The organism is Streptomyces sp. NPDC058576 (genome assembly GCF_042718715.1).
Classification (GTDB): domain Bacteria; phylum Actinomycetota; class Actinomycetes; order Streptomycetales; family Streptomycetaceae; genus Streptomyces.
This window is the reverse complement of the sequence record NZ_JBHXPF010000004.1, coordinates 94,998-113,563: the sequence shown is the minus strand read 5'-3', so window position 1 is coordinate 113,563 and position 18,566 is coordinate 94,998. Positions and strand designations below refer to the sequence as shown.

General features: G+C 73.4%; 13 protein-coding genes and 1 riboswitch. Of the genes, 7 read left to right on the top strand and 6 right to left on the bottom strand.

The window, feature by feature from the left end; all coding sequences use genetic code 11:
- Nucleotides 1–9: 9 nt before the first annotated feature.
- Nucleotides 10–1,089: an NlpC/P60 family protein gene (locus ACFWRV_RS04780; RefSeq protein WP_384328263.1), complete on the bottom strand. Its 1,080-nt coding sequence runs from the start codon at nucleotides 1,087–1,089 to the stop codon at nucleotides 10–12.
- A gap of 202 nt (nucleotides 1,090–1,291) precedes the next feature.
- Between ACFWRV_RS04780 and ACFWRV_RS04775 the strand changes: the two genes are divergently transcribed.
- Nucleotides 1,292–1,645, top strand: a complete 354-nt coding sequence (locus tag ACFWRV_RS04775; protein ID WP_384328261.1) for a hypothetical protein — start codon at nucleotides 1,292–1,294, stop codon at nucleotides 1,643–1,645.
- A 61-nt stretch (nucleotides 1,646–1,706) separates the two neighbouring features.
- On the opposite strand, the gene ACFWRV_RS04770 is transcribed toward ACFWRV_RS04775, so the two are convergent.
- Nucleotides 1,707–2,894 carry an NlpC/P60 family protein gene (locus ACFWRV_RS04770; protein WP_384328259.1) on the bottom strand — a complete coding sequence of 396 codons (1,188 nt, stop codon included), beginning with the start codon at nucleotides 2,892–2,894 and terminating at the stop codon, nucleotides 1,707–1,709.
- Nucleotides 2,895–2,901: 7 nt separating this feature from the next.
- Nucleotides 2,902–3,068: riboswitch (cyclic di-AMP (ydaO/yuaA leader) on the bottom strand.
- Between the two features lie 290 nt (nucleotides 3,069–3,358).
- Between ACFWRV_RS04770 and pcrA the strand changes: the two genes are divergently transcribed.
- On the top strand, nucleotides 3,359–5,797 hold the full coding sequence (gene pcrA / locus ACFWRV_RS04765; RefSeq protein ID WP_384328256.1) for a DNA helicase PcrA: 2,439 nt from the start codon (nucleotides 3,359–3,361) through the stop codon (nucleotides 5,795–5,797).
- Nucleotides 5,798–5,851: 54 nt separating this feature from the next.
- Here the strand turns inward: pcrA and ACFWRV_RS04760 are convergent, their stop codons facing one another.
- Complete coding sequence (locus ACFWRV_RS04760; protein WP_384328253.1) at nucleotides 5,852–7,597, bottom strand: peptidoglycan DD-metalloendopeptidase family protein; 1,746 nt, start codon at nucleotides 7,595–7,597, stop codon at nucleotides 5,852–5,854.
- A gap of 206 nt (nucleotides 7,598–7,803) precedes the next feature.
- Entirely contained in the window at nucleotides 7,804–8,661 is an 858-nt protein-coding gene (locus tag ACFWRV_RS04755) for a lipase family alpha/beta hydrolase (RefSeq protein ID WP_384328250.1), read from the bottom strand.
- A gap of 359 nt (nucleotides 8,662–9,020) precedes the next feature.
- Here ACFWRV_RS04755 and ACFWRV_RS04750 point away from each other — a divergent pair, with 359 nt between their 5' ends.
- A complete protein-coding gene (locus ACFWRV_RS04750) occupies nucleotides 9,021–9,434 on the top strand; it encodes a cobalamin B12-binding domain-containing protein (RefSeq protein ID WP_003966859.1) in 414 nt (137 codons plus the stop codon).
- Nucleotides 9,435–9,554: 120 nt separating this feature from the next.
- On the opposite strand, the gene ACFWRV_RS04745 is transcribed toward ACFWRV_RS04750, so the two are convergent.
- Together ACFWRV_RS04745 and ACFWRV_RS04740 are read right to left on the bottom strand one after the other, a co-directional pair.
- Nucleotides 9,555–11,225 (bottom strand): DUF5691 domain-containing protein, encoded by a 1,671-nt coding sequence (locus ACFWRV_RS04745; RefSeq protein ID WP_384328246.1) that lies wholly within the window; start codon nucleotides 11,223–11,225, stop codon nucleotides 9,555–9,557.
- A gap of 88 nt (nucleotides 11,226–11,313) precedes the next feature.
- Nucleotides 11,314–12,720 carry an SWIM zinc finger family protein gene (locus ACFWRV_RS04740; protein ID WP_384328243.1) on the bottom strand — a complete coding sequence of 469 codons (1,407 nt, stop codon included), beginning with the start codon at nucleotides 12,718–12,720 and terminating at the stop codon, nucleotides 11,314–11,316.
- A gap of 151 nt (nucleotides 12,721–12,871) precedes the next feature.
- Between ACFWRV_RS04740 and ACFWRV_RS04735 the strand changes: the two genes are divergently transcribed.
- The 4 genes from ACFWRV_RS04735 (at nucleotide 12,872) to ACFWRV_RS04720 (ending at nucleotide 18,467) form a co-directional block, all read left to right on the top strand.
- Nucleotides 12,872–13,297: an MmpS family transport accessory protein gene (locus ACFWRV_RS04735; protein ID WP_384328240.1), complete on the top strand. Its 426-nt coding sequence runs from the start codon at nucleotides 12,872–12,874 to the stop codon at nucleotides 13,295–13,297.
- 123 nt (nucleotides 13,298–13,420) lie between these two features.
- A complete protein-coding gene (locus ACFWRV_RS04730; protein ID WP_384328237.1) occupies nucleotides 13,421–14,572 on the top strand; it encodes an AAA family ATPase in 1,152 nt (383 codons plus the stop codon).
- Nucleotides 14,569–17,181 (top strand): DUF5682 family protein, encoded by a 2,613-nt coding sequence (locus ACFWRV_RS04725; protein ID WP_384328235.1) that lies wholly within the window; start codon nucleotides 14,569–14,571, stop codon nucleotides 17,179–17,181. Before ACFWRV_RS04730 ends, ACFWRV_RS04725 begins: the two co-directional genes overlap by 4 nt.
- Nucleotides 17,178–18,467, top strand: coding sequence for a VWA domain-containing protein (locus ACFWRV_RS04720; protein WP_384328232.1), 1,290 nt, complete (start codon nucleotides 17,178–17,180; stop codon nucleotides 18,465–18,467). The genes ACFWRV_RS04725 and ACFWRV_RS04720 overlap by 4 nt, the downstream gene beginning before the upstream one ends.
- Nucleotides 18,468–18,566: the final 99 nt, after the last annotated feature.

Below are 18,566 nucleotides of genomic sequence, written 5' to 3'. Positions count from 1 at the left end.
AGCCCGCTGCTACGCCACCCGGGTCGCGCCCGCGAACGGCATCTGGTCGACGGGCGCGATGCGGACCGGTGCTCCCGGGCGCGGGGCGTGGATCATCCGGCCGTCGCCGATGTAGAGGCCGACATGGCTGATCCCGGAGTAGAAGAACACCAGGTCTCCCGGGGCCAGTCGGGAGCGCGGGATCCGCTGTCCGGCGTTGATCTGGGTGTAGGTGGTGCGGGGCAGGCTGACGCCGGCCGCCCTCCAGGCCGCCTGGGTCAGGCCCGAGCAGTCGAAGGCGTTCGGGCCGGTCGCGCCCCAGACGTACGGCTTGCCGATCGCGCCGTGGGCGAAGGCGATGGCCTGTCCGGCTCGGGAGCCGGGGGCCGCGGCCGGGCCGCCGCGGACCGTGGAGCGGTCGGCGTGGGCCGGGCCGCCGCCGTGCCGGGCGTCGGCGACGCGATCGAAGTCGGCGCGCTCGGCGACGGTCAGCGTGTCCAGCAGCTTCCGGGCGTCGGCCAGTTTCGTGCGGATCGCCGTGCGGTGCTCGTGCAGTTCGGCGCGGCGGGCGGCGAGGCGTTCGTTCTCCTGGTCGGCGCGGGCCTTGACGCGGGTGATCTGGGAGACCTGCCGCTTGATGTTCCGCAGCAGGCCGCTCTGCCGGTCGCCCGCCCGGTCGAGGTAGGAGGCGCGTTCCAGATAGGCGTCGGGGTCGGAGGAGAGCGCCAGTTGCAGGGCCGGGTCGAGGGTGCCGGAGCGGTACTGCGCGGTGGCCAGCGAACCGAGCGCGTGCCGGGCGGTGTTGAGACGGTCGGTGCGTCGGGCGGCCTCGTCGGTCAGGGCCTCGACGGTGCGGGTGGCGGTGGCCGCCTTCTCCTTCGCCCCGTTGTACTTCTCGGTGGCGACCTCGGCGTCGTGGTAGAGCCGGTCGACCTTCGCCTTGACCTGGGCGGCGGTGGGGGCCGGTTCGGCGGGGGCCGCGCCCGCCCCGGTGACCGAGCCGGCGGTGGCGGCCCCGGCGAGCGCCAGGGTGGCGGCGGTGCGGGCAGCAGGGCCGGTGAGCGGGCGCTGCTTGGGTTTTCGGTGAGCTGACCTGCGGTGCGCTGCCACGGGGGCGGCATCCTTCCTGTCGGCTGCCCACCGGGGATGGCGGCGGGTCCGGGATGGACGCTAATCCCGGCGCGGAGAAAAGAGTCGCCATGACAGCTATTGCCCTGATGTGACGTTTCGCCGGTCACCGATGACCGAAGCGCTCAAGGAAGGCTTGCCTCACTGACAGGTCCACCTTTGGCCATGGCTAGGCTCCCGAGCCATGGACGTACTCATCAATGTCTTCGTCGCCCTGCACATCATCGGCATCGCCTCCCTGCTGGGCGGCTTCCTGACGCAGATGAAGGCCATGGGAGAGGGCACCGCCCGCTTCGGCCCGGCCATGCTCCACGGAGCTCTGACCATGCTCGTCACCGGCGTCGCCCTCGTCGGCCTCAACCAGGCCGACGACCAGGCCGTGAACAACGTCAAGATCGGCATCAAGCTGGCGCTGCTGGTCGTGATCCTCGCCCTCGTCTACGTCAAGCGGGACGAGGAGAAGGTCGACAAGGGCGCGTTCATCGCCGTCGGCGGGCTGACGGTCGTCAACATCTTCATCGCCACGGTCTGGACCTGAGACCGGCCCAGGGTCTCCGGGGGCGGCCGCTCACGGCCCGCCCCCGGCCCCGCACGCGTGACTACGCCGGGCGCACGCTCCCGTAGATCGGCATGTAGTAGATCGACTCCTCGCGCACGTTCGCACCCGGCTTCGGGGCGTGGATCATCATCCCGTCGCCCTTGTAGATGCCGACGTGGCTGATGTCGTCGTAGAAGAAGACCAGATCCCCGGGAAGCAGATCGGACGTGGCGACCCGGGTCCCGACCTCGACCTGGTCCCAGGTCGTCCGGGGCAGCGTCACACCCGCCTCCCGCCAGGCCGCCTGCGTCAGCCCCGAGCAGTCGAAACTGGAGGGGCCCGACGCCCCCCACACGTACGGCTTCCCGATCTGGGCGCGGGCGAAGGCCAGCACCTTCTCCGCCTTGGCGGCGTAACCGCTGCCCGTACCGGAGCCGGAGCCGGAACCCGTGCCCGTACCGGAACCGGGGCCCGTGCCCGAACCGCCGCCGGACTCCTTCGCGGCCTCCTCGCGGGCCTTCTCCTCCGCCTCGGCCCTCTCCTTCGCCTCGGCGGCCTGGCGGGCGGCCAGCTTCGCCGCCTTCTCCTTGGCCTCGGCCTCCTTCTTGCGCTCCAGCTCCGCCAGCCGCGCCTTCTCCTCGGCGGTCAGCCGGGAGAGCAGGCCGCGGGCCTCGGTGAGCTTGGCCTGCACGTCCTTCTTGCTGGAGGCGAGCGTGGCCTGCGTCTCGGTGAGGGTCTCCAGGCTCTTCACCGCCTCCGCGCGCTTCTTCGCCGCCGAGGCCTGCTGCGTGCGGAACTCGGCGACGGCCCGCTGCTGCCGCTCCGTCGCCCGGTCCATCAGCCGGCTCTGGTCGAAGTACCCCTGCGGGTCGTCCGCCAGGAAGAACGTCGCCGTGGGCGCGATGCCGCCGTTGCGGTACTGGGCCGCCGCGTAGGAGCCCAGCGCCCGGCGCGCCTCGTTGATCTTCTCGGTCCGCTTCGCCACGTCCGAGAGCAGCGTGTCGACCTTCTTCTGCTGGGACGCGGAGGCGGACTTGGCCCGGTTGTACTCCTGGGTCGCGGTGCCCGCCTGCCGGTACAGGGCGTCGACCTTCTTCTGGACTTCCTCGATGGCGGGCTTCGGCTCCGCGGGCGCGGCCGTGGCGCTCTGCGTGGAGAGAAGCGTCACGGAGGCCAGCGCGGCCGTCGTCAGCCCGACGGCAGGGGTGGTGGTGCGCACCTTCGTGCGCGGCTTGCGATGCGATGCCAAGACCGGCATCTCCTTCCGTGGACCGCCTACCGGGTTAGCTGTCGGGTTCGGACGGAACGGAAGGCTGTCCTACGGTCCGGATACGGGCTCACGGACCGATTCACCCCGGTTCTGCGTGTGGGTCCCCGGTTCCGAACTGCCTGGAGGGCAGGACGGATTCGGCAGAGGTGTCCGTTAGGCGCGGTTCGCCTCAGGGAGGTACGGATCACCTGACCGAGCACGCTAGCCAAAGCGCCCCGCCGCTGGGAAGGACGATGAGCGATATGCCCGATACATTTTCGTGACCTTTCCGGATCGGGCCGCCCTCACCCCCTCCGACCGGGTGCTCCTTCACGGAACGTGGACGTCCGTTCTCCGTGCGTACCCGGTACGGGCGTGTCGGCGGGCGGTGCCGGAGCCCGCTTCCGACCGCTTCTGGGCTTCGGCGGAAGGTTGTCAGTCCGGCCGCCTAGACTCGGGAGGCGATGAGCAGCCTCTTTGACGACAATTTCCTGACCGGCCTCCAGCCCGCGGAGGACGGCCCCCCGCCGCCCCCCGAGGACCACGCGCCCGAAGCGGTGCCGGAGGGACTCTTCGAGGGCGTCTACGACGCGCCCCCGCCACCCCGGGACGGTTACTACCGCGACGGTCACCCGCGCCCGGTGATCGACTCCGCCGCGCTGCTCGACGGGCTGAACACCGAGCAGCGCGCCGCCGTCGTGCACGCCGGATCCCCGCTGCTCATCGTCGCCGGGGCCGGCTCGGGCAAGACCCGGGTGCTCACCCATCGCATCGCCCACCTGCTGGCCGAGCGCGGGACGCACCCCGGGCAGATCCTCGCGATCACCTTCACCAACAAGGCCGCCGGCGAGATGAAGGAGCGCGTCGAGCAGCTGGTGGGCCCGCGCGCCAACGCCATGTGGGTCATGACCTTCCACAGCGCGTGCGTCCGCATCCTGCGCCGCGAGTCGAAGAAGCTCGGCTTCACCTCGTCGTTCTCGATCTACGACGCCGCCGACTCCAAGCGCCTGATGGCCCTGGTCTGCCGCGATCTCGACCTGGACCCCAAGCGCTACCCGCCGAAGTCCTTCACCGCCAAGGTCTCCAACCTCAAGAACGAGCTCATCGACGAGGAGACCTTCGCCGGACAGGCCGCCGACGGCTTCGAGAAGACCCTCGCCCAGGCCTACGCGCTCTACCAGGCCCGGCTGCGCGAGGCCAACGCCCTGGACTTCGACGACATCATCATGACGACGGTCCACCTCCTCCAGGCCTTCCCGGACGTCGCCGAGCACTACCGCCGCCGCTTCCGCCACGTCCTCGTCGACGAGTACCAGGACACCAACCATGCCCAGTACACCCTGGTCCGTGAGCTGGTCGGCCCGGCCGGCGAGGCCGACGCCCCCGCCGAGCTGTGCGTGGTGGGTGACGCGGACCAGTCGATCTACGCCTTCCGGGGCGCGACCATCCGCAACATCCTCCAGTTCGAGGAGGACTACCCGAGCGCGACGACGATCCTGCTGGAGCAGAACTACCGCTCCACCCAGACGATCCTCTCCGCCGCCAACGCCGTCATCGAGCGCAACGAGAGCCGCCGCCCCAAGAACCTCTGGACCAACGCCGGCTCCGGCGCCCGCATCACCGGCTATGTCGCCGACACCGAGCACGACGAGGCGCAGTTCGTCGCCGACGAGATCGACCGGCTGACCGACGCGGGCGACGCCAAGGCGGGCGACGTCGCCGTCTTCTACCGCACCAACGCCCAGTCCCGTGTCTTCGAAGAGATCTTCATCCGCGTCGGCCTGCCCTACAAGGTCGTCGGCGGCGTGCGCTTCTACGAGCGCAAGGAGGTCCGGGACGTCCTGGCCTACCTCCGGGTCCTCGCCAACCCCGAGGACACCGTCCCGCTGCGCCGCATCCTCAACGTCCCCAAGCGCGGCATCGGCGACCGCGCCGAAGCCATGATCGACGCCCTGTCGCTGCGCGAGAAGATCTCCTTCCCGCAGGCCCTGCGCCGCGTCGACGAGGCGTACGGCATGGCCGCCCGCTCGTCCAACGCCGTCAAGCGCTTCAACACGCTGATGGAGGAGCTGCGCACGATCGTCGAGTCCGGCGCCGGGCCCGCCGTCGTGCTGGAAGCGGTCCTGGAGCGCACCGGCTATCTCGCCGAACTCCAGGCCTCCACCGACCCGCAGGACGAGACCCGCATCGAGAACCTCCAGGAACTCGCCGCCGTCGCCCTCGAATTCGAGCAGGAGCGCGGCGACGAGGAAGGCGCGGGCACGCTCGCGGAGTTCCTGGAGAAGGTCGCGCTCGTCGCGGACTCCGACCAGATCCCCGACGAGGACGAGGACGGCTCCGGCGTCATCACGCTGATGACCCTGCACACGGCGAAGGGCCTGGAGTTCCCGGTCGTCTTCCTCACCGGCATGGAGGACGGCGTCTTCCCGCACATGCGGGCCCTCGGCCAGACCAAGGAGCTGGAGGAGGAGCGCCGCCTCGCGTACGTCGGCATCACCCGCGCCCGCGAACGGCTCTATCTGACCCGGGCCGCGATGCGCAGCGCCTGGGGCCAGCCCTCGTACAACCCGCCCTCGCGCTTCCTGGAGGAGATCCCGGAAGCGCACCTGGACTGGAAGCGCAAGGGCCCGATGGCCGCCCCCGCCGGGCCCACCTCCGGCATCACGTCCTCGCTCTCCTCCTCCCGCTCCCGCTCCGGCCCCTCGGGCTTCGCGACCCGGCGCGGCGCGGAGAAGCCGACGGTCGCCCTGGCGGTCGGGGACCGGGTCACGCACGACCAGTTCGGTCTGGGCACGGTGACGGCCGTCGAGGGCCACGGCGACCAGGCCAAGGCGACGGTCGACTTCGGCGACGAGCGCCCCAAGAAGCTGCTCCTGCGGTACGCGCCGGTCGAGAAGCTGTAGGACGAGCGAGGGGGGAGGGCTTCGGCCCTCCCCCCTCGCTCTCCTGCCGTTCCGTCAGGTCGGGTTGACGCCCTTGCTGCGCAGCCACACCAGCGGGTCGATCGCCGCGCCGCCGCCGGGCCGGACCTCGAAGTGCAGGTGCGGACCGGTGGAGTTGCCCGAATTCCCGGAGTACGCGATGACGTCACCGGCCTTCACCGGGCCCGAGCGGATCTTGGTGCTGCTGAGGTGGCAGTACCAGGTCTCGGTGCCGTCGGCGGCGGTCACGATCGCCATGACCCCGTAGGCGCTGTTCAGCTGGGTGCGCACGGTGCCGTCGGTCGCGGCCATCACCGGGGTGCCGTACGAGACGGGGAAGTCGATGCCGGAGTGCACGGACATCCAGTTGACGCCCGCCTGACCGTAGTAGGCGCTGAGCCCGTGCTGCTTGACCGGCAGGACGAACTTGGGTCGCAGCGCCTCACGGCGTGCGGCCTCCTCCTCGCGCTTCTTCTTCTCCGCCGCCTGCCGCTCCCGCAGGTCGATGCGCTCCTGGGTGCGGCTCGCGCGCTCACGGAAGTCGTCGCTGCCCTCGGAGAGCTGCTCCAACTGGCTGTCCAGCCGGTTGTTCGCGGCGACCGGCTTGACCGTGCTCGGGTCGGCGACCGCCAGCGAGGTGGTCGTCTCCTCCGGCTTCTCCTCGCCGCCGGGCATCCCGCCGACCGAGGCGGCGGCGATCCCCGCGACGCTCATCACACAGGCGGAGGGCACCGCGACGGTCAGCAGGGCGGAGCGCTTGGCGGGGGTACGACGGCGGGCCCGGTTGCGCGGGGCGGGGGCACGGACCGCGGAGCGGTTCCCGGAGTGCGGGGCGGGGGAGTCGCCCCCGGCGTCCGGCTCCGGGGTCACGTCCGGGACGGCGTCCGGCGCGAAGTCGTGGGCGAGAGCGGCGAACTCGGCGGTGGAGGACGGGTCGGCGACCGGCTCCCTCGCCTCGTGGTCCGGCTCGGCGGACGCCTCGGGTGCCGTCGCGTCGGCCGACTGCTGTTCGTACAGCGGGTACGACGTCTGTTCGAGTTCGTACGCGGCGTCCCCGGGCGTGGCGCCGGTGTTCCAGGCGGTCGCGTCGTAGGCGCCCGTGTCGTACGCGGCCGTGCCGTAGGCGCCGGTGGTGGCGTACGTTCCTGTGTCGGCGGCGACGGGCGCCGTGCCGTACGCGCCGACCGGATACGCCCCGGTCTCGTAGGCGTCCGCCCCGTAGGCGCCGCCGGTGCCGTACGCGGTGCCCGCCGGGTACGAACCGGTGTCGTAGGCGCTCGTCTCGTACGCCCCGGTGCCGTACGCCTCCGTGCCGTACGCCTCCGCCGCGAAGGTCTCCGTGGCGAACGTCTCTGTGGCGTACGCGGCGTCGGTGCTGTACGGGGCGGCGGGGAAGCCGGTGGTGGGGAACGCGCCGGTGTCGGCGGTCGCCCACTGGCCGGTCAGGTCCTGGTCGGCGACCTGCTGCCAGGCCCCGGAGGTGTCCCACTGCTGCGGGGCCTGCTCCTGGGCGGCGTAGCCGTCGTAGGTGAGCGTCTGCTGTGCGGCGGCGTTCCACGTGGCGGAGTCGTACGAACCGCTGTGGTCCGGCTGCCCGGTCGCGTACGCGGTGTCGAAGCCGGCGCCGTAGGTGCTGTCGCCGTATCCGGCGGCGGGGTGACCCGCGTCGTAGCCGGTGCCGTGGCCGCCCGGAAGTGAGCCGAAGAGCGGGTCGGTGTCGAAGCTGCCGGTCGATCGGTCGTCGTACCCGACGTGCCCGGCGTGGGGGTGCTGGTCGTTCACCAACGTCTCTCTCGCCTCGGCAGCAGGACTGTTCTGGGTCCCGGTCAGGGGTGTCCCAGGGGGAAGCAGTGGCCGCGACTGTACCCGGCGGTATGTGAGGACGACAATCTTCGACAGGTTTTGCGTTCGCAGGAAACGGGCAATCGGCCGCCTTTCGGTGGACGACAGACGCAGCCTTGGCCCTACGTTCGAGTTGTGTTCTATTTTCAGGCCGCGGGAACCGCCCCGGCGGAGGCTGCACTGTCCTCCCCGGCCTCCGGCGCCTCAAGAGCCTCACGGATCGCGGCGGCCACCGTCGGGTGCACGGGCAGCGCGAGGTGTCCGATGCCGGTGACGCGTACGTTCACCGCGTCGAGATCGGGATGGGCGACGCAGGCCGTCTCGACGGGGACCATCACCTGGTCCAACTCGCTCCAGAAGCTCACGAACCGGGTCCGGCAGCCGGGGGCGGGGGCCCGCAGCTCCTCGATCACCGAGGAACCGCCGCGCATCTGCCGCACGATGGGGTGAACGCCCGCCCCGGGGGCGACGGCGGTGCCCCCGTGCGGGGTTCCGAGCGTCACCAGGGTGCGCACCCGTCGGTCACCGCCGAGCCGCTGTACGTAATACCGGGCGATCAGGCCGCCGAGGCTGTGCCCGACGATGTCCACCCTGCTGTGCCCGGTGCGCGCGCAGATCTCCTCCACATGCCGTCCGAGCAGTTCGGCCGCGGTGCGGATGTCGCGGGTCAGCGGCGAGTAGTTCAGGGATTCCAGGTGGCGGCGGCCCTGCCGGGTCAGCGCGCGGCGCAGGACGACGAACACGGAACGGTTGTCGATGAAGCCGTGCAGCAGGATCACCGGCGGCCCGGCGGCGGCCTCGACCGGCAGATCGGTGGTCGTGGAGGGCGCGGCGGCCCCGCGCCGCTCGGGGGTGAGACCGAAGGGGTAGGCGATCGCGTGCCCGGCGAGGACGAACAGCTCCAGCGCGGTGGCGGCGAGCAGCGCGGACGACAGCCGGGGGCCCGGCAGGCGGGGGAGGCGGGCGAGGTGTGTCAGGGGGGAGAGGAGAGGGAGGAGCTTCACGGCCGGCCTCCTGCATGGCGTACGGGGGAGGCGGCTCCCGTCCCCGTATGCCCTGGTGGGGTGGCGGGACGGGGAGCGCTGCCGGCCGGCCGGGCGGCCGTGGCCGGGGTCGTGGAGCCGTACCACCGTGCCGTGCGGCTGGCGGCGCGGTGGTACGGCGACCTCGTAGCGGCTCCCCTCGCGCCGGGCCCCGCGCGGCCGGAACACCGCGAGATACGGGGGACGACGCTTGGCGAACATGTCCCATGTGTGATTTCCCCCTCCCCGCCTGCCGCGAAACTGCGGCTTGCGGGATGCTGTGGATAACGTTCGTTCACATCCCCGGCCCTTCAGGCGCGGGAGACCAGGTGGAGGCAGTGATGGGTGTGACCGGTCCGATCCGTGTGGTGGTGGCCAAGCCGGGACTCGACGGCCACGACCGCGGCGCCAAGGTCATCGCGCGGGCGTTGCGGGACGCCGGTATGGAGGTGATCTACACGGGGCTCCACCAGACACCCGAGCAGATCGTCGACACGGCGATCCAGGAGGACGCCGACGCGATTGGCCTCTCGATCCTCTCCGGGGCGCACAACACGCTGTTCGCCAAGGTGATCGAGCTGCTGAAGGCCCGGGAGGCGGAGGACATCAAGGTGTTCGGCGGGGGGATCATCCCGGAGGACGACATCGCACCGCTGAAGGAACTGGGCGTCGCGGAGCTCTTCACTCCCGGGGCGACGACGACCGAGATCGTCACCTGGGTCAACGCCAACGTCCGCCAGGCCGCCCAGGCCTGAACGCCGTATCCGGGGCGGGCCCCCGTGCGCGGGGGCCGGTGCGGGCGGTGGGCAGGCTGCCGCCCTCGTGCGCGGTCGCCGCGGGCCGGGCGGCCTCGCCCCGGCTCGCGCCCGGCGGGCTCAGGCCATCAGCTCCGCCTCCATCGCGGCGCGCAGCCGCAGGGTGGAGACCAGGCGCTGGAAGGCCTCCGACCAGTAGCCGCCCGCCCCCGGAGACGCCCCCTCCAGCTCGTCCTGCGCTGCGGTCAGGACCTCCAGCCGGTCGGCCTCGGCCGGATCGAGGCAGCGCTCCGCGAGGCCCATCACGCCGCTGAAGCTCCACGGATAGCTCCCGCCGTCCCGCGCGATGTCGAGAGCGTCGACCACCGCACGCCCGAGCGGCCCGGCCCAGGGGACCGTGCACACGCCGAGCAGTTGGAACGCCTCCGACAGGCCGTGCGCAGCGATGAACCCGGCCACCCAGGAAGCGCGTTCGCCTTCGTCCAGGATCGCGAGGAGCTTCGAGCGCTCGGCGATCGAGGCCGTCCCGGGGCCGCTCGCCGGAGGCGCCGAGGGATGCCCGAGCAGGGCCCGGGCCCACCGCGGATTCCGCTGCCGGACCGCCGCCCGGCACCAGGCGGTGTGCAGTTCCCCGGCCCAGCCGTCGGCGACGGGCAGGACCACGACCTCCTCGGCCGGGCGTCCGCCGAACCGCTCCTCCCAGACGCCGAGCGGGGTGGCCTCCACCAACTGCCCCAGCCACCACGACCGTTCGCCCCGGCCGGTCGGCGGTACCGCTGCGACGCCGTCGCGCTGCATCCCCGCGTCGCACTCGTGCGGCGCCTCCACGGCGACGGAGACGGCGTCCCCCGTGCGGTCCGGGCTCACGCAGGACGTGGCGCGGGCCGCCATCCGTCCGGCGAGCGCCGACTCGGGCAGGGCGGAGAGCAGTTCGGCGGCGGTGGCGCGGACATTGCGGCTGCGGTCGGAGAGGGCCTGCTCCAGGAACGGCTCGTCGGCGTTCCCGAGCCCGGACCGCAGGGAATCCAGGAACATCAGCCGGTCCTCGGCCCGTTCGGCCGACCAGGTGGTGGACAGCAGGACGAGCCCGGCGGGCGGGTCCTGCGCCCGTACGGCGTCGAGCAGCGCGACCCGTTCCGCGAACAGCCCCTCCTCCCACAGCCGGGCCACCGCGTCCGGGTCCGTGATGTCGGGCCGGAGCGTGCCGCTCGCCGAGCCCCGCAGGGCGAACTTCCAGTCGGGATTCAGCCCGGCCAGCCACAGACCGCGCGGTCCGGCGAACGCGAGCGCCTGCGGGCGCAGGTCCGTACGGGCGCGGGCGGCGTCCAGCAGCGGGGGCAGCAGGGCCGCCGGGGCGCGGAAACCCCTCCGGTTGGCGGTGGCGAGCCACTGCGGGATGAGCTCGGTGAGATCGGGCGCGGTCCCGCGCCGCCCGCCGCCCGAGGGCGCGGAACGGTCGGCCAGCAGGTGGGCGAGCCGGTGCCGGGCGGCTTCGGGGAGCGCCGGGCGCGGGTCCGGGGCGGCGGGCTCGGGCCGGGCCTCCGGCACGGCGGGCCGCAGCCCGGCCCGCTGCCGCACGGTGTGCAGCGCGGCGGCGTCCAGGAGGGCCGCGGGAGCATCGGCCGGTGCGGGGCCGCCGCGTGGCGTCGGCGGGCGCCGGTCGGTGCCGAGGAGAGCCGAGGTGACCAGCTCCTCCCAGGGGAGGGAGGCGACGGAGGCGGAAGCGGGGGCGGAAGCGGAAGCGGGGGGTGCGGTGGTGGTGGTCGCGGTGGGGCCGTTCGTGTGGGGCATCTCTTTCCCCTCCCGTGGCAGGGATGCGCGGATGTCGGACAGGAGCAGCGGACAGGGCGGCGAGGACGGTCGGGCCGGCCCGCCCGGGTCAGAGCAGTTGCACGACCGGCCGGCCCGTGGTGCGGCCGCCTTCCTCCCCCTCGCCCGGGTCCCAGGCCGCGTACGGGTCGAAGCCGCGGTGGCCGATCTCGCCGAACACGGTGACCGGGCCGCCGCCGGACAGGGCGACGAGCTTCCACAGCCCCGGCCGGGACAGCGCGGCCGGGGCGATGGGCAGCGCGGAGTCCGCGTGGGCGTCGGCCACCTGCCAGCCGTCCTTGGACGGCACGGGTATGACGTCGCGCAGGGTGACCGGCCAGGCGTCCAGCCAGGGATCGTCCCGCAGGGCGTTCCCGTAGACGGCCGGGGCGGCCGCTGCGGCGATCCCCGGCGGGGGACCGGCCGGGGCGGTGGCCCCGAACTGCTCGCCCAGCTCCGCCCGGAGCCGCCCGCCGCCCGGATACGGCGTCAGCTCGGCGTCGATCATCGCGCCCACCGGCAGCGCCTGCGCCGGGGACCGGCCCGCCGCGCCGAACGAGAGCAGCAGAGCGGTCCGGCCCGTCTCCCGCCCGTACAGCCAGATCCGCCGGGTGACGATCCTGCCGTCGGGGGTGTCGTACTGCGCGAGGACCAGCCAGTGGTCACGGACCGGGGGGCCTTCGGCGGACACGGGCAGCCCCACTCTCGTCCGCACGGTCGAGGCCAGCGGGTCCGGCAGCCGATCGCGGCCGAGCCAGGCCGTGTCCAGCAGATGGAGCAGACCGCACTCCTCCAGCAACCTGACCGGCCAGCCCGGACCGGACCCGGTGATCGCGCCCAGCTCCCGCACCCGGGCGGCGAGACCGGGCGCTTGGGCGTCGACCATGCGGGCCGCGGTCTCCTCCCACGGACCGTGCCCCGAGCGGTCGGTCGCGGCGAGCCCGCCGCGCAGCAGGTCGGCCAGGCGCTGCTCCAACTCCTGGGCGCCGCCCGTGACACGCTCCGCGCGGCGCTCCGCCCGCTTCCTGGCGGCGCCGGTGTCGACGGGGCCCCGCATGCTGTCGCCGCCCGCCGCGGGCTCCCCCGTCCGCGCCGCACGTGCGCGCCGGCCCTCGATCCACGCCGCGGCCCAGTCGGCCGGCTCGCCCGGCCGGAACGCGGCGTCGTCGGACGCCCGGAGCAGCAACAGTCCCAGCGCGTGCTTGCACGGGAACTTCCGGCTCGGGCAACTGCACGAGCAGGCCGGGCCGGTGGTGTCGACCACCGTCCGGTACGGCGTGCTCCCGCTTCCCTTGCACAGGCCCCACACCGCGCCCGCCGCGTCGCAGCCCGTGCCGGACCACGGGCCGGCCGCGCCGAGTCGCGTGCCCGCCCTGCGTGATGCTTCGTCAGGAGCCAGTGCCAGCACCTGCTCCACCGACCAGCGCGCCACCGGTCCACCGGTGGGCGAGGGCTCTCCCCCGTGAGATAGCTGCATGTCCCCGACGGTAGGGGGCCCCACTGACAGTCCCCTCCGACCTGCGAAGTCGTCGGTTCGAGGGGGATTTGACTTTGCCTTCCCCTTGCGTTTCTCTGCGTTCTCCGCACACGGAACAGATCCGGGCGGACCGATCCAGGGGGGATCCCAGATGAACCGCACCACCCGTATCACCCGCGCCCTCGCGGTCTCCGTCCTCGTGCTCGGACTCGGCGCCTGCTCGGCCGAGTCGGTGGACGACGCGGTCGGCAAGGCGGTCGACGAGACCGTGGACGAGGCCTACGAGGTCACGTACGAGGTCACCGGCGAGAACGTCGACGAGATCACGTACCACGGAGGCGGCGGCGAGGCCATGGAGCCGGAGCTGGAGACCGTCGATTCGCCGACCCTGCCGTGGAAGAAGACCGTCGAGCTGCGGGGCATCATGCCGCCCGCCGTCATGCCGCTGGCCGTGGAGGCGGGCGGCTCCGACGTGACCTGCACCATCACCTACAAGGGCAAGGTCATCAAGGAGGCGAAGGGCGAGGGCATGCTCGCCGCGGGCGGCTGCGTCGCCGTGTCGCCGATCGTGGGCTGACCCGGGCCGCCGGGGCGGTCCCGTCCACGCGACAACGGGCCCTGACCTGCGGTCAGGGCCCGTTGTCAGTGCCATGGTGCACGGTGGGAACCACATCGGGTCGACCGATCTGGAGGGGGATCCATGACCGTGCCCGCAACCACCCCGACCATCCCGAGCACGCCGACCATCCCGAGCACGCCGACGACCGAAGGCGCCGAGGCGCTGCGCCCGCACGCCGAGGACGCGTTCGCCGACGAGCTGAAGGCACTCGCGGCCGCCGACGACCGCCCGAGGCCCGCCCGGTGGCGGCTGTCGCCCTGGGCCGTCGCCACCTATCTGCAGGGCGGGACCCTGCCGGACGGGACGGTGATCACGCCGAAGTACGTGGGCCCGCGCCGTCTGGTCGAGGTGGCCGTGACCACGCTCGCCACCGACCGGGCGCTGCTCCTGCTCGGCGTCCCCGGCACGGCCAAGACCTGGGTGTCCGAGCACCTCGCCGCCGCCGTCAGCGGTGACTCGACGCTGCTCGTGCAGGGCACCGCGGGCACCCCCGAGGAAGCCGTCCGCTACGGGTGGAACTACGCCCAGCTGCTCGCCCACGGCCCCAGCCGCGACGCCCTGGTGCCCAGTCCGCTGATGCGGGCCATGTCCGAGGGCATGACCGCCCGGGTCGAGGAGCTGACCCGCATCCCCGCCGATGTGCAGGACTCGCTCATCACGATCCTGTCCGAGAAGACGCTCCCCGTCCCCGAGCTGGGACAAGAGGTCCAGGCCGTCCGCGGGTTCAATCTCATCGCCACGGCCAACGACCGGGACCGCGGAGTCAACGAGCTGTCCAGCGCGCTGCGCCGCCGGTTCAACACCGTCGTGCTGCCCCTTCCCGCGACCCCGGACGCCGAGGTCGACATCGTGTCCCGGCGCGTCGACCAGATCGGCCGCTCGCTCGACCTGCCGGCCGCACCGGAGGGCCTGACCGAGATCCGGCGGGTGGTGACGGTCTTCCGCGAACTGCGCGACGGGGTGACCACCGACGGGCGCACCAAGCTCAAGTCCCCCTCCGGCACGCTCTCCACGGCGGAGGCGATCTCCGTCGTGACGAACGGCCTCGCCCTCGCCGCCCACTTCGGCGACGGCGTCCTGCGCCCCGGCGACGTCGCGGCCGGCATCCTCGGCGCGGTCGTCCGGGACCCGGCGGCGGACCGGGTGGTCTGGCAGGAGTATCTGGAGACCGTGGTCCGCGAGCGGGACGGCTGGAAGGACTTCTACCGCGCCTGCCGCGAGGTATCCGCATGACGAGCCCCGCCGGGACGGCTGGGACGAGCGGGACGGCTGGGACGGCCGGGACGGCTGGGACGAGCGGGGTGGCTGGGACGAGCGGGCCGGCTGGGACGAGCGGGGCGATCGCGACGACCGGGACGATCGCGACGAGCGGAGCGCCTGGGACGACCGGAGCGGCCACGACGAGCGGGGCGACCGGGGCTGCTGTTCCGGGGCCTCGCGCGGCCGGCGGGACCGCCGTGCCCGCCACGACGACCGGAGCGGCCGGGCCGGGCGACCGCGCGGCCGCCGGGCCCTGGCTCCTGGGGGTGCGGCATCACGGACCCGGGTCGGCGCGCGCGGTCCTCGCCGCGCTCGCGGCGGCCCGCCCGGCTGTCGTCCTCGTCGAGGGCCCGCCCGAGGGCGACGCGCTGCTGCCCATGGCCGCCGACCCGCAGATGCGTCCGCCCGTCGCGCTGCTCGCGCACGCCGTGGACGACCCGGGGCGGGCCTCCTTCTGGCCGATGGCGGCGTTCTCGCCCGAGTGGGTGGCCATCCGCTGGGCTCTCGACCACGACGTCCCGGTCCGCTTCATCGACCTGCCCGCCGCGCATTCCCTCGCGCTCAAGGCACCCGCGCCGGGCCCGTCGGGTGAGGACGCGCCGGGTAGGCGGGCCGAGGAAGCCGGTGACGAGCTCACGCCGGTCGTCGACCCGATCCGGGTGCTCGCCGAGACCGCCGGGTACGACGATCCGGAACGCTGGTGGGAGGACGTCGTCGAGCACCGTTCACCCGGCGGTGCGGAGGGCGTGGACCGTGCGGGCGCGCTCGCGCCGTTCGTCGCGCTGGCGGAGGCCATGAGCGCTCTCCGCGAGGTGTACGGCGACGGCGGGCAGCCGCGTGACGCGGTGCGCGAGGCGTACATGCGGATCCAGCTGCGTACCGCGCGCAAGGAGTTCGGGGACGACGTCGCCGTCGTCTGCGGCGCCTGGCACGTCCCCGCTCTCGCCGCGCGCACCACCCTCGCCGCCGACCGCGCCCTGCTCAAGGGCCTCCCGAAGGTCAAGACGGACCTGACCTGGGTGCCGTGGACCCACCGACGGCTCGCCCGGCACAGCGGATACGGGGCCGGGATCGACTCGCCCGGCTGGTACGAGCACCTCTTCGACACGGCCGACCGGCCGATCGAGCGGTGGATGACCAAGGTCGCCGGACTGCTGCGCGGGGAGGACCGGTTCGTCTCCACCGCCCATGTCATCGAGGCCGTCCGGCTCGCCGACACCCTCGCCGCCCTCCGGGGCCGACCCCTGGCCGGCCTGGGCGAGACGACCGACGCGGTGCGGGCCGTCATGTGCGAGGGGTCCGGCGTCCCGCTCGCCCTCGTCCGGGACCGGCTGATCGTCGGCGAGACCCTGGGCGAGGTCCCGGACGCCGCCCCGGCCGTCCCGCTGCAACGGGACCTGACCCGCAGCCAGCGCACCCTACGGCTCAAGCCGGAGGCGTCGGAACGCGAGCTGGACCTCGACCTGCGCAAGGAGACCGACGCGGCCCGCAGCCGCCTCCTGCACCGGCTGCGCCTCCTCGACGTCGGCTGGGGCGACCCCGTCGCGGGGCGCGGCAGCACCGGCACCTTCCGTGAGAGCTGGCGGCTGAGCTGGGAACCGGAACTGCACGTCCGGGTCGCGGAGGCCGGCGTGTGGGGCACCACCGTCCTCACCGCCGCCACCGCGAAGGCCGAGTCGGGGGCCGTTGCGGCGACCGCACTGGCCGACGTCACCGCACTCGCCGAACGCTGCCTCCTGGCCGGACTGCCCGACGCGCTGCCCGTCGTGATGAAGGCCCTCGCCGACCGGGCAGCACTCGACGCGGACGTCGGCCACCTCGCGGACGCCCTGCCCGCCCTGGCCCGCTCCCTGCGGTACGGAGACGTGCGCTCCACCGACACGGCGGCGCTCGCGGAGGTCGCCGCCGGACTCGCCGAGCGGATCTGCGTCGGCCTGCCGCCCGCCTGCACCGGCCTCGACGCGGACGGCGCCGAGGCGCTGCGCGGCCAAGTGGAGGCCGTGCACGGGGCGATCGGCCTGCTGACCACCGGCACGGAGCCGGGCACGGGGCTGCGGGCGCGCTGGGACGCCGTCCTGCACAAGCTGGCGGCCCGGGACACGGTCGCCGGGATCATCAGGGGCCGGGCCACGCGCCTGCTCCTGGACGAGGGGCGGCTGGCGGAGGACGAGGCGGCCCGGCTGATGGGCCTGGCGCTCTCGCCCGGCACCCCGCCCGCCGACGCCGCCGCCTGGATCGAGGGGTTCGTGGGCGGCGCGTCGGGCGGCGGCATGCTGCTGGTCCACGACGAGCGGCTGCTCGGCCTCGTCGACGCCTGGCTGACCGGTGTCCCCGCCGACCAGTTCACCGATGTGCTGCCGCTGCTGCGCCGCACGTTCTCCGCGTACGAAGCGGGCGTACGGCGCACGCTCGGCGAGCTGGTCCGGCGCGGGCCGGTCCCCGAGGGGGCCCGCCGGGCCGACGCCGGCCGCCCGCCCGGAGGCTTCGGCCCCGGCCTCGACGAGACCAGGGCCGACGCGGTGGAGCCGGTGCTGCGCCTGCTGCTCGGCCACCTGCCCGAGCCCGCGGAGGCGGCCGTATGACGACTGCCAGGACGACCAGGACGACCACGAGGACGGATCCGATGGGGGAGACGGTGGAGCCAACGGCCGCGGCCCCGCACACCCCGCCCGACGCCGAACGGCTGCGGCGCTGGCGGATGGTGCTCGGCGCGGACAGCGCCGACAGCACCGGGTGCGCCCTCACCGGCCAGGACGCGGCGATGGACGGTGTGTTGAACGCGCTGTACGGCGGGGGCGCCGGGAAGACGTCGGGCGAGCGGGGCTCCGGCGGCCGTTCGGCGGGACTCGGCGCGTCGGCGCCCTCCGTCGCCCGCTGGCTCGGCGACATCCGGACCTACTTCCCCAGCTCCGTGGTCCAGGTGATGCAGCGCGACGCGATCGACCGGCTCGGTCTGGCCGCCCTGCTCCTGGAGCCCGAGATGCTGGAGGCGGTCGAGGCGGACGTCCACCTCGTCGGCACCCTGCTCTCCCTCAACAAGGCGATGCCCGAGACGACGAAGGAGACCGCACGGGCCGTCGTCCGCAAGGTCGTCGACGACCTGGAGAAGCGGTTGGAGAGCCGTACCAGGGCCACGCTGAACGGGGCCCTGGACCGCTCGGCGCGGATCAGCCGGCCGCGCCACCGGGACATCGACTGGAACCGCACCATCCGGGCCAACCTCAAGAACTACCTGACGCTCCCGGCACCGGACGGCACGGCGACGACGGGGGCGACGACGGGCACGGTCGTGCCGGAACGCCTCATCGGCTACGGGCGCTCCTCCCGGTCCGCCAAGAAGGACGTCGTCCTGTGCATCGACCAGTCGGGCTCGATGGCCGCCTCCGTCGTCTACGCCTCGGTCTTCGGGGCGGTGCTCGCCTCCATGCGCACCCTCTCGACCCGGCTCGTCGTCTTCGACACGGCGGTCGTCGACCTCACCGACCAGCTCGACGACCCGGTCGACGTCCTCTTCGGCACCCAGCTCGGCGGCGGCACCGACATCAACCGGGCGCTCGCCTACTGCCAGTCGAGGATCACCCGCCCCGCGGACACCGTCGTCGTCCTCATCAGCGACCTCTACGAGGGCGGCATACGCGACGAGATGCTCAAGCGGGTCGCCGCGATGAAGGCCTCCGGCGTGCAGTTCGTGACGCTGCTCGCCCTCTCCGACGAGGGGGCGCCCGCCTACGACCACGAGCACGCGGCGGCCCTCGGAGCTCTGGGCGCACCCGCGTTCGCCTGTACGCCGGATCTCTTCCCGGACGTCATGGCGGCGGCGATCGAGAAAAGGCCACTGCCCATACCGGACAAGGAGGCCCAACCCTAGCCAGGGACTTGCGTGACCCCCACGGGCTCGTGCAAGCATCGACCCGTCGTTCGCGGAGGGACGCATTCCGCCGTCCCCTCCATCTCCGCCCGTCTGCGT